Consider the following 13,886-nt stretch of genomic DNA (forward strand, 5'->3'; position numbering starts at 1 on the left):
GAGGAGATGACCGCGTGCCTGGCACAAACCTGACCCGCGAAGAGGCGCAGCAGCGGGCGCAGCTGCTCGCCGTTGACTCGTACGAGATCGAGCTCGATCTCTCCGGCGCGCAGGAGGGAGGCACCTACCGGTCCGTGACCACGGTGCGCTTCGATGTGACCGCCGAGAACGGCGCCGAGTCGTTCATCGACCTGGTGGCTCCCGCCGTGCACGAGGTGACCCTGAACGGGGACTCCCTCGACCCCGCCGAGGTCTTCGCAGACTCCCGGATCGCCCTGCCCGGGCTGCTCCAGGGCCGCAACATCCTCCGGGTGGTCGCCGACTGCGCGTACACCAACACCGGTGAGGGCCTGCACCGGTTCGTCGACCCGGTCGACGACCAGGCCTACCTCTACACCCAGTTCGAGGTTCCGGACGCCCGCCGGGTGTTCGCGAGCTTCGAGCAGCCGGACCTCAAGGCGACCTTCCAGTTCACCGTGAAGGCGCCGGAGGGCTGGACCGTCATCTCCAACTCGCCCACTCCGGAGCCCCAGGACAACGTCTGGGCCTTCGAGCCGACGCCGCGCATCTCGTCGTACATCACTGCGCTGATCGTCGGCCCGTACCACTCCGTGCACAGCGTGTACGAGAAGGACGGCCAGTCCGTCCCGCTCGGCATCTACTGCCGTCCCTCGCTCGCCGAATACCTCGACTCGGACGCCATCTTCGAGGTGACCCGGCAGGGCTTCGAGTGGTTCCAGGAGAAGTTCGACTACACGTACCCGTTCGAGAAGTACGACCAGCTGTTCGTGCCGGAGTTCAACGCGGGCGCGATGGAGAACGCGGGCGCGGTGACCATCCGCGACCAGTACGTGTTCCGGTCGAAGGTGACGGACGCGGCGTACGAGGTGCGCGCGGAGACCATCCTGCACGAGCTGGCCCACATGTGGTTCGGCGACCTCGTGACGATGGAGTGGTGGAACGACCTGTGGCTGAACGAGTCGTTCGCCACGTACACGTCGATCGCCTGCCAGGCGGCCCACCCCGAGTCGCGCTGGCCGCACTCCTGGACCACCTTCGCCAACTCCATGAAGACGTGGGCGTACCGCCAGGACCAGCTGCCGTCGACGCACCCGATCATGGCCGAGATCAACGACCTGGACGATGTGCTCGTCAACTTCGACGGCATCACCTACGCGAAGGGGGCTTCCGTTCTGAAGCAGCTCGTCGCGTACGTCGGTGAGGACGAGTTCTTCCGGGGCGTGCAGGCGTACTTCAAGGCGCACGCGTTCGGCAACACGCGCCTGTCCGACCTGCTGGGCGCTCTGGAGGAGACCTCGGGGCGTGATCTGAAGTCGTGGTCGAAGGCCTGGCTGCAGACGGCCGGCATCAACGTCCTGCGCCCGGAGATCGAGACGGACGCCGACGGCGTCGTCACGTCCTTCGCGATCCGCCAGGAGGCCCCGGCCCTGCCCGCGGGCGCCAAGGGCGAGCCGACGCTGCGCCCGCACCGGATCGCCGTCGGCCTCTACGAGCTGGACGACGAGAGCGGCAAGCTGGTCCGCGAGGAGCGCGTCGAGCTGGACGTGGACGGCGAGCTGACGGCCGTGCCGCAGCTGGTGGGCAAGCGCCGTCCGGCCGTGATCCTGCTCAACGACGACGACCTGTCGTACGCGAAGGTCCGCCTGGACGAGCAGTCCCTCGCGGTCGTCACGGAGCACCTCGGCGACTTCGAGTCCTCCCTGCCGCGTGCCCTGTGCTGGGCGTCGGCCTGGGACATGACCCGCGACGCGGAGCTCGCGACCCGCGACTACCTGGCCCTGGTGCTGTCCGGCATCGGCAAGGAGTCGGACATCGGCGTGGTGCAGTCGCTGCAGCGTCAGGTGAAGCTGGCGATCGACCTGTACGCCGACCCGGCCGCCCGCGAGGCGCTGCTGGCCCGCTGGACCGACGCGACGCTGGCCCACCTGCGGGCGGCGGCGCCGGGCAGCGACCACCAGCTGGCGTGGGCGCGCGCGTTCGCCGCGACGGCCCGGACGCCCGAGCAGCTGGACGTGCTGGACGCGCTGCTGGACGGCTCGCAGACCGTCGAGGGCCTGGTCGTCGACACGGAGCTGCGGTGGTCGTTCGTGCAGCGGCTCGCGGCGGTCGGCCGGTTCGACGAGGCGGAGATCGCGAGCGAGTACGACCGTGACCGTACGGCGGCCGGTGAGCGGCACGCCGCCACGGCCCGGGCGTCCCGCCCGACCGAGGAGGCCAAGGCGGAGGCGTGGGCGTCGGTCGTCGACTCCGACAAGCTGCCGAACGCCGTGCAGGAGGCGGTCATCGGCGGTTTCGTCCAGACCGACCAGCGTGAGGTGCTCGCCCCGTACGCGGACCGGTACTTCGAGGTCGTCAAGGACATCTGGGAGTCCCGCTCCCACGAGATGGCCCAGCAGATCGCCGTCGGCCTCTACCCGACCGTCCAGGTCTCCCAGGAGACCCTGGACAGGACCGACACCTGGCTGACCGCCGCGGCACCGAACGCGGCCCTCAGGCGCCTGGTCTCGGAGTCGCGTGCGGGCGTGGAGCGCGCACTGCGGGCCCAGCGGGCGGACGCGGCGGCGGGCGCGTAGCCGTCCGCACGAGCAGTGGGGCGCCCGGCGGTCTGCCGGGCGCCCCTTCGCTGTCCTCGTGCGCCGGTCGGTGAGCGCGGCGGCTCTACCGTCACCGTCGCAGCGCCCCGTCCGTCACGTCCATCGAGTCTTTTCGACCGTTCTTCTCAGAGAAACCGAACGTTCGCGGGGCCGCCCTGCCCCGAGCCCCGATCTGCCCCGCCACCGTCGCTCCGAACGCCAGCCCCATGCCCACCAGTTGCACCGCCGTCAGCGCCTGCCCGAGCGCCGCCCAGCCGACGACGGCCGCGGTCAGCGGGGAGAGCGGGCCGAGGAAGGTGACCTGGGTGGCGGTGAGGCGGCCGATGCCGCGGAACCAGAGCCAGTACGCGACCGCCGTGTTCGCCACGGCGAGGTAGAGGTAGCCGCCGGCCGCCCGGGCGTCCAGCGCCGGGGGCGCGCCCTCGACCAGGAAGGCGAGCGGCGCGATGAGCAGGCCGCCCGCGGTCAGCTGCCAGCCGGTGAGGGCCAGCGGGCCGACACCCTCGGGGCGGCCCCACCGCTTGGTGAGGACGGTTCCGGCGGACATGGAGACGGTCGCCGCCAGGGCCGCCAGCAGGCCGAGCGCGTCCAGCGCTCCCGCCGCCCGCAGGACGACGAGGCTGACGCCGAACGCGGCCACGGCCCCGGTCAGCAGCGTGCGCAGGGTCGGCCGCTGCCCGAGCAGCAGCGCCGCGAGGCCGGCCACGAAGAGCGGCCCGGCCGAGCCGACGACCGCCGCCATGCCGCCGGGCAGCCGGTAGGCCGAGAGGAACAGCAGCGGGAAGAAGGCGCCGATGTTCAGCGCGCCGAGCACCGCCGCCTTCCACCACCAGGCACCGCGCGGCAGCACCCGGGCGAGGGCGAGTAGCAGCAGTCCGGCGGGCAGGGCGCGCATCAGCCCGGTGAACAGGGGGCGGTCGGCCGGGAGGAACTCGGTGGTGACCGCGTAGGTCGTGCCCCAGGAGACGGGGGCGAGGGCGGTGAGGGCGATGAGCGCGGGGCGGGAGGAGGCCATGGGAGGCACCCTTCGAAGTAGGTCGGCAGAAAGTAGCTTACCCCTAAGCAACTTTCCGTCAAGCGACTTTTGCCCAAGCAACTGCCCGTCGAGCTACTTTCTTGCGGGTGACCGAGCGGCGCCCGATACTCGTGTCATGAACGAACGCCCCGGCCAGCGCAGGGATCCAGTCGACGCGATCATCGACCAGTGGGGGACGGTCCGGCCCGAGCTCGACACCCGGGCGATGGAGGTCTTCGGCCGGGTCTCCCGGCTCGCACGCGCGATGGCCGACCGCCTGGAGGACACCTACGGGCGGTTCGGGATCTCGCGCGGCGAGTTCGACGTCCTGGCGACCCTGCGCCGCTCCGGCGAGCCCTACACGCTCTCACCGCGCCGGCTGTCGGAGACGCTCATGCTGACCACGGGCGGGATGACCGGCCGCCTGGACAAGCTGGAGCGGGCCGGGTTCCTGCGCCGCTCCCCCGATCCGCATGACCGGCGGGGCCTTCAGGTGACGCTCACCGAGGAGGGACTGCGCCTCATCGACGAGGCGGCCGTCGCGGGGCTGACGGTCCAGACTGAGGCCCTGTCCGGCCTCGACGAGAAACAGGCCGGCCAACTGGCCGGCCTGCTGAGGGAACTGCTTGCGGGGGCGGAGGGGTCAGCCGGGCGGTGACTGCCCCTCCACGACGCCCCTGATCAGACCTTGGCCTCGGTCTCGGCCTTGGCCTTGGACTTGGTGGCGATGTTGGAGCTGGTCGGGTCCTTCCGCTGGTGCGACTTGTCACCGATCATCACGAGACCGTGGATGACCAGGTACAGCACGATGGGGGCCACGACGAAGAGGCCCAGCGTCTCGATGACGCTCAGGCCCGGGCCGGGGTCGTCACCGTCGTCGCGGCTGAGCGCGGAGGCGGGGGACGACATGAGCAGCATCATGAGCGTCGTACCGGCTGCCAGGGCGCCGGCGCGCAGGGCGTTCTTCTTGTCCACGGTGTCAAAAGTATCCAACGCCCCTTGAGGCCGCGCGCCCGGGGTGCCGTAAGAGTCCCCTCAGCCGCCGGACGGGCCGGGCGCTTCCCGCAACACCTCGATCAGCGCGTGCAGCCGCGGCGAGGCCACCAGTTCCTCCAGCGTCACGGGGCGGCCCTCCGCGTCCGCGATCGGCAGCCTCCAGTTCGGGTACTGGTCCCACGTGCCCGGGAGGTTCTGCGGGCGGCGATCGCCGACCCCGTCGGGGAGCCAGACGCCGACCATGCGGGCCGGGGTGCGCAGCAGGAAGCGGTGGACGGCCTGGACCTCGGCCTCCTCCGAGGAGGTGTCGGTGCCGCCTCCGGTGCCGTGCAGCAGGCCGAGGCGGGCGAGCAGGGACAGCCACTCGCCGGTGTCGGCGGCGGCCTCGGCGCGCTCCTCCTCGAGCGGGCGCGCCAGCAGGCCGAGGCTGTCGCGGAGCTCGACGTGCTCGCCGGTGAGGCGGGCGGCCGTGGAGGGCAGATCGTGGGTGGTGGCGGTGGCCAGACAGTCGGCGCGCCAGCCGTCGGGGGGCAGGGGGCGGCCGTCGCCGTCCCAGTCGCGTTCGAACCACAGCACGGACGTGCCGAGCACCCCGCGCTCACGCAGCGCCTCGCGGACGCCGGGTTCCACTGTGCCCAGATCCTCGCCGATCACCGGCGCCCCGGCCCGGGAGGCCTCCAGGACGAGGACGGCGAGCATGGCCTCGGCGTCGTAGCGGACGTAGGTGCCCTCGGTGGGCGGGTGGCCCTGGGGGACCCACCACAGCCGGAACAGGCCCATGACGTGGTCGATGCGCAGCGCTCCGGCGTACCGGAACAGGGCGCGGAGCAGCTCGCGGAAAGGGGCGTAGCCCGAGTCGGCGAGGCGGTCGGGACGCCAGGGCGGCAGGCCCCAGTCCTGGCCGCGCGCGTTGAAGGCGTCCGGGGGCGCGCCCACCGACATGCCGGCGGCGAAGTGGTCCTGCTGGGCCCAGGCGTCGGCGCCGCCGGGGTGGACGCCGACCGCGAGGTCGTGCACGATCCCGACCGGCATCCCGGCCTCACGGCCGGCGCGCTGCGCCGCGGTCAGCTGGGTGTCGGTGAGCCAGGCGAGCCGGGACCAGAAGTCCACCCGGTCCATGAGGCCGCCCCGGGCGCGGACCGTGTCGGCCGAGCGGGGGTCGCGCAGGCCGGTCGGCCAGCGGTGCCAGTCCGGGCCGTGCACCTCGGCGAGCGCGCACCAGGTGGCGTGGTCCTCCAGGGCCTGGCCCTGCTCGGCGAGGAAGTCGCAGTAGGCGGCGCGTCTGCCGGGGCCGAGCGGCACCTCGCACAGCAGCTCGAGCGCCTCCCGCTTGAGCTCCCACACGGCGTCCCGGTCGATCAGGGCGCCCTTCTCCAGCACCGCTTCGCGCAGCCGGCCGGATCTCTCCAGCAGCGCGCGCAGCCGCGTCGGGTCCTCGACGTACGCGGCCTCGGGGATGTCCTCGATCCGCAGGTGGACGGGGTCGGGGAAGCGGCGCGAGGAGGGGCGGTACGGGGAGGGATCGGTGGGGGCGCCGGGCACGGCCGCGTGCAGCGGGTTGACCTGGACGAACCCGGAGCCGAGCGACCGCCCGGCCCAGCCGGCCAGCTCGCCGAGGTCGCCGAGGTCGCCCATGCCCCAGGAGCGGCGGGACAGGAGGGAGTAGAGCTGGACCAGCAGTCCGTACGAGCGTCCCGGCGGCGTGGGCAGGCGGGCCGGGGCGATGATCAGATGGGCGTCGGCGGCGCGGCCGTCGGGGGCGGTGGCGGTCAGCCGGTGGACGCCGGGCGGGAGCTGCTCGGCCGAGGCGCGGGTCTCGCCCTGCTCGGTCTCGATGCGCAGCCGGGTGCCCTCGGGGAGGGCGGCCAGGGCGGCCGGGGGGCTCGCGCCCCAGCCGGCCACCGTGGGCGGCAGCAGTCGTGCGGCCTGTTCCCGCTCCCGGGCGGCGAGCGCGGCGCGGACGGCGCCGGGCGTGCTCGCGTCCACGCCGAGAGCGGCCAGGGTCAGGGTGACCGCGGTGGCCGAGGCGGCGACCGTACGGTCCGGGGACGGGCTGTACGAGGTGGCGACGCCGTGCAGTGCGGCGAGGCGGGACAGGTCCTCGGAAGGCGGTTCGGCCGGCCGCGGTGCGGTCATCTGGGCCTCTAGATCCCTGAGAAGTCCGTGAGGAAGGCGGAGGGCTCGCTGGTCAGCGGGGCGGATTCGGCGAGCGGCGGCTCGCTGGTGAGGGGCTCGGCGTCGGGGAGCGGGGGCTCGCTGGTGAGCGGGGGCTCGGCGCAGGTGTTCTCGGAGCTGAAGACGCAGTAGTGGGGGTCTTCGTAGCGCGGATCGTCGTAGTGGGGGTCGAGGTCGGCGGACGTGTCCGCCACGGGTTTGGACGGGGCCGGGAGCGGAAGGAAAGTCATCGCAGCCACGGGGGCCTCCTGATCGATCTTGTCGGGTTCAACTTTCGATGGCTATCGCAGCCCTACCCAGTCGACGCGATGGCAGACGTCCCAGGCCGAACATCGTGCTCCTGCTCACATTCCACTCTCCTCCACTCTGTCAAGATTCCGGTAAATCGGTCACAACGGCCACTCTCGTTGACACCTTCACCGAGCGGGTGGTGGGCTCGTCGTCCCGGTCGGACACATCAGTCGGACACATCTGTCGGACGCATCGCCGGACACATCTGGAGGGGGCCTGTGGGACTGCGGCGTGGGAAGCGGGCAGTCGCCCTCGCGGTCGCCGTCGTCGCCGGGAGCCTCGGCGCCCCGCCCGCCGCGGTGGCCGCTCCGCCCGCCCCCGGCAAGGCCGCGACGCCGGCTCCCGACGCGGCCGGACCGGACCTCTCCGTCTGGCCGCGCCCGCAGTCGCTGCGCGCGAACGGCGCCCCGGTCACGGTCACCGACGAGGTCGCGCTGCTCACCGGCCCGTCGGCGGACCCCTACGCCGTCGAGGCCCTGCGCACGCTGCTGCGGCAGGCCGGGGCCCGCCGCGTCACGGATACGGCCGCGCCCGGCGCCCTCGTCGTGCGGGCGGCCACGGAGCCCGTCCGGCGGAACGACCGCCGCGCCCTCCCCTCCGGGGGCTACGAACTGACCGTCGGCCCTGGCGCCGTCTCCCTCACCGGAACGGGCGAGGACGGACTGTTCCACGCGGTACAGACGCTGCGGCAGTTGCTGCGTCCCGACGGCACGATCGCGGCGGCCGTCGTACGCGACTGGCCGGGCACCGCCGTACGCGGCATCACCGAGGGTTTCTACGGCACCGCGTGGACGCACCGGCAGCGGATGGCGCAGGTCGGCTTCATGGGCCGTACCAAGCAGAACCGTTACCTGTACGCCCCCGGCGACGATCTCTACCGGCAGGCCCGCTGGCGGGAGCCGTATCCGGCGAAGCAGCGGGCCGACTTCCGGGAGCTGGCCGAGCGGGCGCGCGGCAACCATGTGCAGCTCGGCTGGGCGGTGGCCCCGGGTCAGGCGATGTGTTTCGCGTCGGACGACGACGTACGGGCGCTGACGCGCAAGATCGACGCGATGTGGGCGCTGGGCTTCCGGGCCTTCCAGCTCCAGTTCCAGGACGTCAGCTACAGCGAGTGGCACTGCGACGCGGACGCCGACCGGTTCGGCTCCGGCCCGCGGGCGGCGGCGCGGGCCCAGTCCCGGGTGGCGAACGCGGTGGCCCGGCACCTGGCGGAGCGGCACCCGGGCGCCGCCGGGCTGTCCCTGATGCCGACCGAGTACTACGAGGACGGCACGACCGACTACCGGCGGGCGCTGGCGAGCGAGCTGGACAAACGCGTCGAGGTGGCGTGGACGGGCGTCGGGGTGGTGCCCCGCACCATCACGGGCGGGGAGCTGGCCGACGCGCGGGAGGCGCTCGGGCACCCGCTGGTCACGATGGACAACTACCCGGTCAACGACTACGACCCCGGCCGTATCTTCCTCGGCCCCTACCAGGGCCGTGAGCCCGCCGTCGCCACCGGCTCCGCCGCCCTGCTCGCCAACGCGATGCAGCAGCCGGAGGCGTCCCGCATCCCGCTGTTCACCGCCGCCGACTACGCCTGGAACCCGCGCTCCTACAGCCCCGGCGAGTCCTGGCGGGCCGCCATCGCCGACCTGGCGGGCGGGGACCGGCGCCGCGAGCAGGCCCTGGCGGCGCTCGCCGGGAACGACGCGTCGTCGGTGCTGGACGACGAGGAGTCGGCGTATCTGCGCCCGCTGACCGAGGCGTACTGGCGGGACCGTACGCCGGGCGGCGACGCCGCGAGGCGGCTGCGCGAGGCCTTCACCGTGCTGCGCGAGCTGCCCCGGCGGCTCTCGGACACCGCCCTCGCCTCCGAGGTCGCCCCCTGGTCGGAGCAGCTGGCCCGCTACGGCGAGGCGGGCACGGCCGCGCTCGACATGCTGGACGCGCAGCGCGCCGGGGACACGGCGGCGGCCTGGACGGCATACCGGAGGCTGGGCACCCTGCGGGCCGGGCTGGAGTCGGCGCGGGCCGAGGTCGGCACGGACGTCCTGGACCCCTTCCTGCGGCGGGCGCAGAAGGCGTACGCGTCCTGGGCGGGCATCGACCACGAGCCGCCCCGCAACCCCGGCGGCCCCTCGGACGACCGCACCCTGCGCTTCCCCCGGCCCCGCCCGCTGACCGCCGTGACGGTCCTCACCGACCCCGGCACCGAGGGCGCGGTCGAGGCACACGTCCCCGGCCGCGGCTGGCGGCCGGTCGGCCGGCTGTCGGGGTCGGGCGCGACCGAGGTGCGGGTGCGGGGCGAGGACGCCGACGGGAGCGCCGGTCCGGGCGCGGGCGCGGCGCGGGTCGACTCCCCCGTGGACGCCGTACGGGTCGCGGGACCCGCTCCGGCCCGGGTGCGCCACCTCGTCCCCTGGTTCAAGGACTCCCCCGCCGCCTCCCTGGAGCTGGAGCGTGACGAGGTGGACGCCGAGACCGGCCGGGCCCTGCGGCTGACGGCCGGGCTCAGCTCGCTGCGGCCCGCCGACGCCCGCGGCAGGCTCACCGTCGAGGCGCCCGAGGGCGTGCGGGTCCGGGTGCCGAAGGGCGAGCTGACCGTGGAGCGCGGCACGCGGGCGGCGGTCCCCGTCGAGGTGACCGTGGAGCGCGGCACGCCGATGCGGTCGTACGACATCCGGCTGGGCTTCGCGGGGGCGACCCGCACGCTCACCGTCCGCGCCGTCCCGCCCACCGGCGGCCCAGACCTGGCCCGCACCGGCACGGCGCGTTCATCGGGCGACGAGACGCCCGACTTCCCGGCGTCGGCGGCGAACGACGGCGACCCGGACACGCGCTGGTCGTCCCCCGTCGACGACGGCGCCTGGTGGCAGGTCGAGCTGCCCCGCCCGGCGCGCCTTGGGCAGGTCGTGCTGCGCTGGCAGGACGCCCACCCCTCGGCGTACCGCGTCCAGGTGTCGGCGGACGGCCGCCGCTGGCGCACGGCGGCGACGGTCCGGGACAGCCGGGGCGGCCGGGAGAGCGTTCGCGTGGACGAGCGGGACGTGCGTTTCCTGCGGGTGCAGGGCGAGAAGCGGGCCACGCGGTTCGGGTATTCGCTGTGGTCGGCGGAGGCGTACGCCATCACGGAGTGAGCAGCCGCGCGGGTGCGTCGCGCAGTGTTCGCGCACCGTTTCCCGCAATTCTTTCGGCGATCACTATTCACTCAGTACATGTACTCGGTACATAATGATCGGCATGAGCACCCGCCACATCCTGCTGGGCCTGCTCGCATCGGGTCCGAGCCACGGCTACGACCTCAAGCGACGCCATGACGACCGCTTCCCGCAGGCCCGCCCGTTGGCCTACGGGCAGGTGTACACGACCCTCCAGCGCCTCGTCCGGGACGGCCTCGCAGAGGTCGAGGGCACCGACTCGGACGGCGGCCCGGAGCGGACGATGTACCGCGCGACCGAGGACGGGACGCGCGAGCTGTCCCGCTGGGCCGGTGAGATCGCACCGCCCGCCCCCTTCGTGGCCAACGAGATCTTCGCCAAGGTCGTCGTCGCGATCCTCTCGGGCGGCGACCCGGCCGGCTATCTGAGCGCCCAGCGCGCCGCCCACATGGAGCGGATGCGCGAACTCACGGCGCTCAAGGCCGCCAAGGGCTCCGACCTGGCGACCGTGCTCTCGGCGGACTACGCCGTCAACCACCTCGACGCCGACCTCCGCTGGATGACCACCACGGCGGCCCGGCTCACCACCCTGACCGCGGAGGTCGACGCAGTATGAGCAGACCCGTGCCTCTTCTCACGGCCCGTGGCCTCACCAAGGCGCACGGCAGGACACCCGCCCTGCGCGGCGCGTCGGTCGAACTGCGCCCCGGCGAGATCCTCGCCGTGACCGGCGCGAGCGGCAGCGGGAAGTCGACGCTGCTGCACTGCCTCGCCGGGATCGTCCGCCCGGACGAGGGCTCGGTGACCTACGACGGCCGGAGCTTCGACGACCTGTCCGAGAAGCGGCTGAGCGAGCTGCGCCGCACCGAGTTCGGTGTGGTGTTCCAGTTCGGGCAGCTCATCCCCGAGCTGACGGTCCTGGACAACGCCGCCCTGCCGCTGCTGCTGGCCGGCACCGACCGCGCTCGCGCACGGGACCTGGCCGGTGAGTGGCTGGAGCGGTTCGGGGTGCGCGGTCAGCAGGACCTGCGACCGGGCGAGCTCAGCGGCGGCCAGGCCCAGCGGGCCGCACTGGCCCGGGCCCTGGTCACCGGCCCGAGGGTGGTCTTCGCCGACGAACCGACGGGCGCGCTGGACTCCCTCGCGGGCGAGCAGGTCATGACGGCCCTGGTGCACACGGCCCGCGAGTCGGGCACGGCGGTCCTGCTGATCACCCATGACGCCCAGGTGGCGGCGTACGCGGACCGGGAAGTGCAGTTGCGGGACGGCAGCGTGGCGGCGGCGGGGGTGACGGCGTGAACTCCCCTCGACCCAGGCGATCCTCACACTCGCCGCGCTCCCCGCACGCCCCGCACGCCCCGCACTTCCTGCGCTCCGTGCACTCCCTGCGTGCCGATCTGCGCCTCGCCTGGGAGCTCACGCGCGGCTCCGACCGCGGGGAGTGGTGGCGGGTCACCCTCACCGCGACCGGCGCGGCGCTCGCGACGGGCTTCGCCCTCGCCGCCGTCGCCCTGGCGTCACTGCGGGGCTACCACGACGTGCCCTACGCCGCCGGCCTGCTGGACCAGCCCGGTACACGGTCCGGCGTGATCGTCAGCCTGCTGCTCCTGCTCGTGCCGGTGCTCGGGTTCCTCGGCCAGTGCGCCCGGATCGGGGCGGTGCACCGCGACCGGCGGCTGGCCGGGCTGCGGCTGGCCGGGGCGACGCCCTGGCAGGTGCGGCGGATCGCCGCGCTGGAGACCGGGCTCGCCTGTCTGCTGGGCTCGGCCGTCGCCACCGTCTTCTCGGTGCTGCTCCTGCTGCGCCTGTGGGACCGGCCGACCGCCCTGGCCTGGGCGGGGATCACCCTGGTCGCCGCCGCCGTACCGCTGCTGGGAGCGGCGGCGGGCGCGCTGGCGCTGCGCCGGGTGGTGGCCTCGCCGCTCGGCTGGGTGCGCCGGGTCGGACCGCGCTCCGGACGGGGGCCGGGGCTGCTGTTCCTGGGCGGCATCCTGCTCGTCGGGGTGCTGGCACTGCTGGCCGTGACCACCGCCCCCACAACCGCCCCCAACCGGCCGTACGGCGGGCCGCCGCTGATGACGGCGGGCGCGGTCCTCGCGGTCGGGGCGGGCGCTGTGTGGCTCTCCGGGGCGGCCGCGAAGGCGACCGGGCGGATGCTCGCGGCCCGGGCTCGGTCGGCCGCGACGCTGATCGCCGCCGAACGGCTGCGCGACGACCCCTGGTCGGCCGCCCGTACGCATGCGGCGGTGCTGCTGGTGACGGTCGTCGGCACCGGCTTCATGGGCATCCGGCAGGTGCTGGGGGACGTGGTGCGCACCGACAAGTACCTCGGCGAGTCCGTGACGTACTACACCACCGGCCTCGACCTCACCGGCGCCGCCATCGCGGTCGCCTTGGCGATCACGCTGTCCGGGCTCGCCGTCGGCACCGCCGAGTCCCTGGCCACCCGCCGGCGCGGCCTCGCCGCCCAGGCGGCTGCCGGGGTGCCGCGCGCGGCGCTGGGCCGGGCGCTGCTGCTGGAGACCGCGCTGCCACTGGCTCCCGCGGTGCTGCTCGCGGGCCTGGGCGGCCTGGCCATCGGCACCTGGTACGCCCTGCTCGCCGGCCGTCCGGTGCCCTGGGCGACCTCCCTGGTGCCCCTCGCCGTCTACGCCGCCTGCCTGCTGGCCGCGGCCACCTCACTGCCGCTGCTGCGCCGCACGGTGCGCCCGGGGGAGCTGCGGTACGTGTAGGGCCGCACCTCATGACGGGCCGGCCCGGGGGAACGGGGGGTTCCCCGGGCCGGCCGGTGCTGCCGCACGCGGCAATACGAAAGCCCGGATCGTCGTCAGGCAGGAATGCCGTCGATCCGGGCCATGGCGTCCTCCGCGCCGTACGGCTGCAAGTAAGGCATCCAGCGCGGGTCCCTGTGCCCGGTCCCGATGATGCGCCAGGCGAGACCGGAGGGCGGGGCGGGTTTGTGGCGCAGCCGCCAGCCGATCTCGAAGAGATGCCGGTCGGCCTTCACGTGGTTGCAGCGGCGGCAGGACGCCACCACGTTGTCCCAGACGTGTTTGCCTCCGCGGCTGCGCGGGATGACGTGGTCGACGCTGGTTGCGACACCACCGCAGTACATGCACCGGCCCCCGTCGCGGGCGAACAGTGCCCGGCGGGTCAGTGGAACGGGCCCCCGATAGGGAACCCGGACGAATCGCTTGAGCCGGACCACGCTGGGTGCGGGGACTGTGACGGTCGCGCTGTGCAGAAAGGCGCCGGACTCCTCGAGGCATACGGCCTTGTTCTCGAGGACGAGGACGAGCGCGCGGCGGAGCGGTACGACACCTAGCGGCTCGTACGACGCGTTGAGGACCAGGACATGCGGCACGGATGCCTCCTTGGACGCCGGCGGCGCGTGGCTCGCGCCGGGACGATTCGTAGTCAGTCTCTCCTCAGGCCTGGTGGAAGCGCCACCATGTCCCGGTAACGGGCTGGGAGTGTTTTCGACCACATCTGATTCATCCCCCAGATCATGACCTGTTCAAGCCCAGGTGAGCACGGTCTCTCCTTCACACATTCCGAGGGAACACACACAATGCCCCGTTAGTGTGGTGGTTCTGCCCCTTCGGTGACCCAGTCGTGACCTTGACGCCCCGAAGACCCCCGAACCACTCCACC

At 73.5% G+C, this 13,886-nt stretch carries 11 protein-coding genes; 6 read left to right on the forward strand and 5 right to left on the reverse strand.

Features of this window, described 5'->3' with window-relative positions; all coding sequences use genetic code 11:
• The first annotated feature begins 14 nt into the window (after nt 1-14).
• Nucleotides 15-2,594 carry an aminopeptidase N gene (gene pepN / locus ACQEV8_RS15125; protein WP_432960393.1) on the forward strand — a complete coding sequence of 860 codons (2,580 nt, stop codon included), beginning with the start codon at nt 15-17 and terminating at the stop codon, nt 2,592-2,594.
• A gap of 91 nt (nt 2,595-2,685) precedes the next feature.
• Here pepN and ACQEV8_RS15130 read toward each other — a convergent pair whose 3' ends face one another.
• Nucleotides 2,686-3,630 (reverse strand): EamA family transporter, encoded by a 945-nt coding sequence (locus ACQEV8_RS15130; RefSeq protein WP_432960395.1) that lies wholly within the window; start codon nt 3,628-3,630, stop codon nt 2,686-2,688.
• A 136-nt stretch (nt 3,631-3,766) separates the two neighbouring features.
• Here ACQEV8_RS15130 and ACQEV8_RS15135 point away from each other — a divergent pair, with 136 nt between their 5' ends.
• Nucleotides 3,767-4,288 carry a MarR family winged helix-turn-helix transcriptional regulator gene (locus ACQEV8_RS15135; RefSeq protein ID WP_432960398.1) on the forward strand — a complete coding sequence of 174 codons (522 nt, stop codon included), beginning with the start codon at nt 3,767-3,769 and terminating at the stop codon, nt 4,286-4,288.
• 23 nt (nt 4,289-4,311) lie between these two features.
• Here the strand turns inward: ACQEV8_RS15135 and ACQEV8_RS15140 are convergent, their stop codons facing one another.
• Genes ACQEV8_RS15140 through ACQEV8_RS15150 form a run of 3 tightly spaced genes read right to left on the reverse strand, consistent with a single transcriptional unit; the run spans nt 4,312 to nt 7,040 of the window.
• Nucleotides 4,312-4,605 carry a hypothetical protein gene (locus ACQEV8_RS15140; protein ID WP_432960402.1) on the reverse strand — a complete coding sequence of 98 codons (294 nt, stop codon included), beginning with the start codon at nt 4,603-4,605 and terminating at the stop codon, nt 4,312-4,314.
• Between the two features lie 60 nt (nt 4,606-4,665).
• Nucleotides 4,666-6,762 (reverse strand): 4-alpha-glucanotransferase, encoded by a 2,097-nt coding sequence (gene malQ / locus ACQEV8_RS15145; protein ID WP_432960404.1) that lies wholly within the window; start codon nt 6,760-6,762, stop codon nt 4,666-4,668.
• A gap of 8 nt (nt 6,763-6,770) precedes the next feature.
• Nucleotides 6,771-7,040 carry a hypothetical protein gene (locus ACQEV8_RS15150; protein ID WP_399027064.1) on the reverse strand — a complete coding sequence of 90 codons (270 nt, stop codon included), beginning with the start codon at nt 7,038-7,040 and terminating at the stop codon, nt 6,771-6,773.
• 270 nt (nt 7,041-7,310) lie between these two features.
• On the opposite strand from ACQEV8_RS15150, the gene ACQEV8_RS15155 reads away from it, so the two are divergent.
• From ACQEV8_RS15155 to ACQEV8_RS15170, 4 genes are all read left to right on the forward strand, one after another.
• On the forward strand, nt 7,311-10,211 hold the full coding sequence (locus ACQEV8_RS15155) for a beta-N-acetylglucosaminidase domain-containing protein (protein ID WP_432960407.1): 2,901 nt from the start codon (nt 7,311-7,313) through the stop codon (nt 10,209-10,211).
• Between the two features lie 103 nt (nt 10,212-10,314).
• The gene (locus ACQEV8_RS15160) at nt 10,315-10,848 is read left to right on the forward strand and encodes a PadR family transcriptional regulator (protein WP_432960409.1); all 534 of its coding nucleotides are present in this window, start codon (nt 10,315-10,317) and stop codon (nt 10,846-10,848) included.
• Nucleotides 10,845-11,531, forward strand: a complete 687-nt coding sequence (locus ACQEV8_RS15165; RefSeq protein ID WP_432960412.1) for an ABC transporter ATP-binding protein — start codon at nt 10,845-10,847, stop codon at nt 11,529-11,531. The genes ACQEV8_RS15160 and ACQEV8_RS15165 overlap by 4 nt, the downstream gene beginning before the upstream one ends.
• 77 nt (nt 11,532-11,608) lie before the next feature.
• Nucleotides 11,609-12,964, forward strand: a complete 1,356-nt coding sequence (locus ACQEV8_RS15170) for an FtsX-like permease family protein (protein WP_432972709.1) — start codon at nt 11,609-11,611, stop codon at nt 12,962-12,964.
• Nucleotides 12,965-13,059: 95 nt separating this feature from the next.
• Here the strand turns inward: ACQEV8_RS15170 and ACQEV8_RS15175 are convergent, their stop codons facing one another.
• The gene (locus tag ACQEV8_RS15175; RefSeq protein WP_215121353.1) at nt 13,060-13,596 is read right to left on the reverse strand and encodes an HNH endonuclease; all 537 of its coding nucleotides are present in this window, start codon (nt 13,594-13,596) and stop codon (nt 13,060-13,062) included.
• Nucleotides 13,597-13,886: the final 290 nt, after the last annotated feature.

The organism is Streptomyces sp. CA-179760 (assembly GCF_050937045.1).
In the GTDB taxonomy this organism is placed as follows: domain Bacteria; phylum Actinomycetota; class Actinomycetes; order Streptomycetales; family Streptomycetaceae; genus Streptomyces.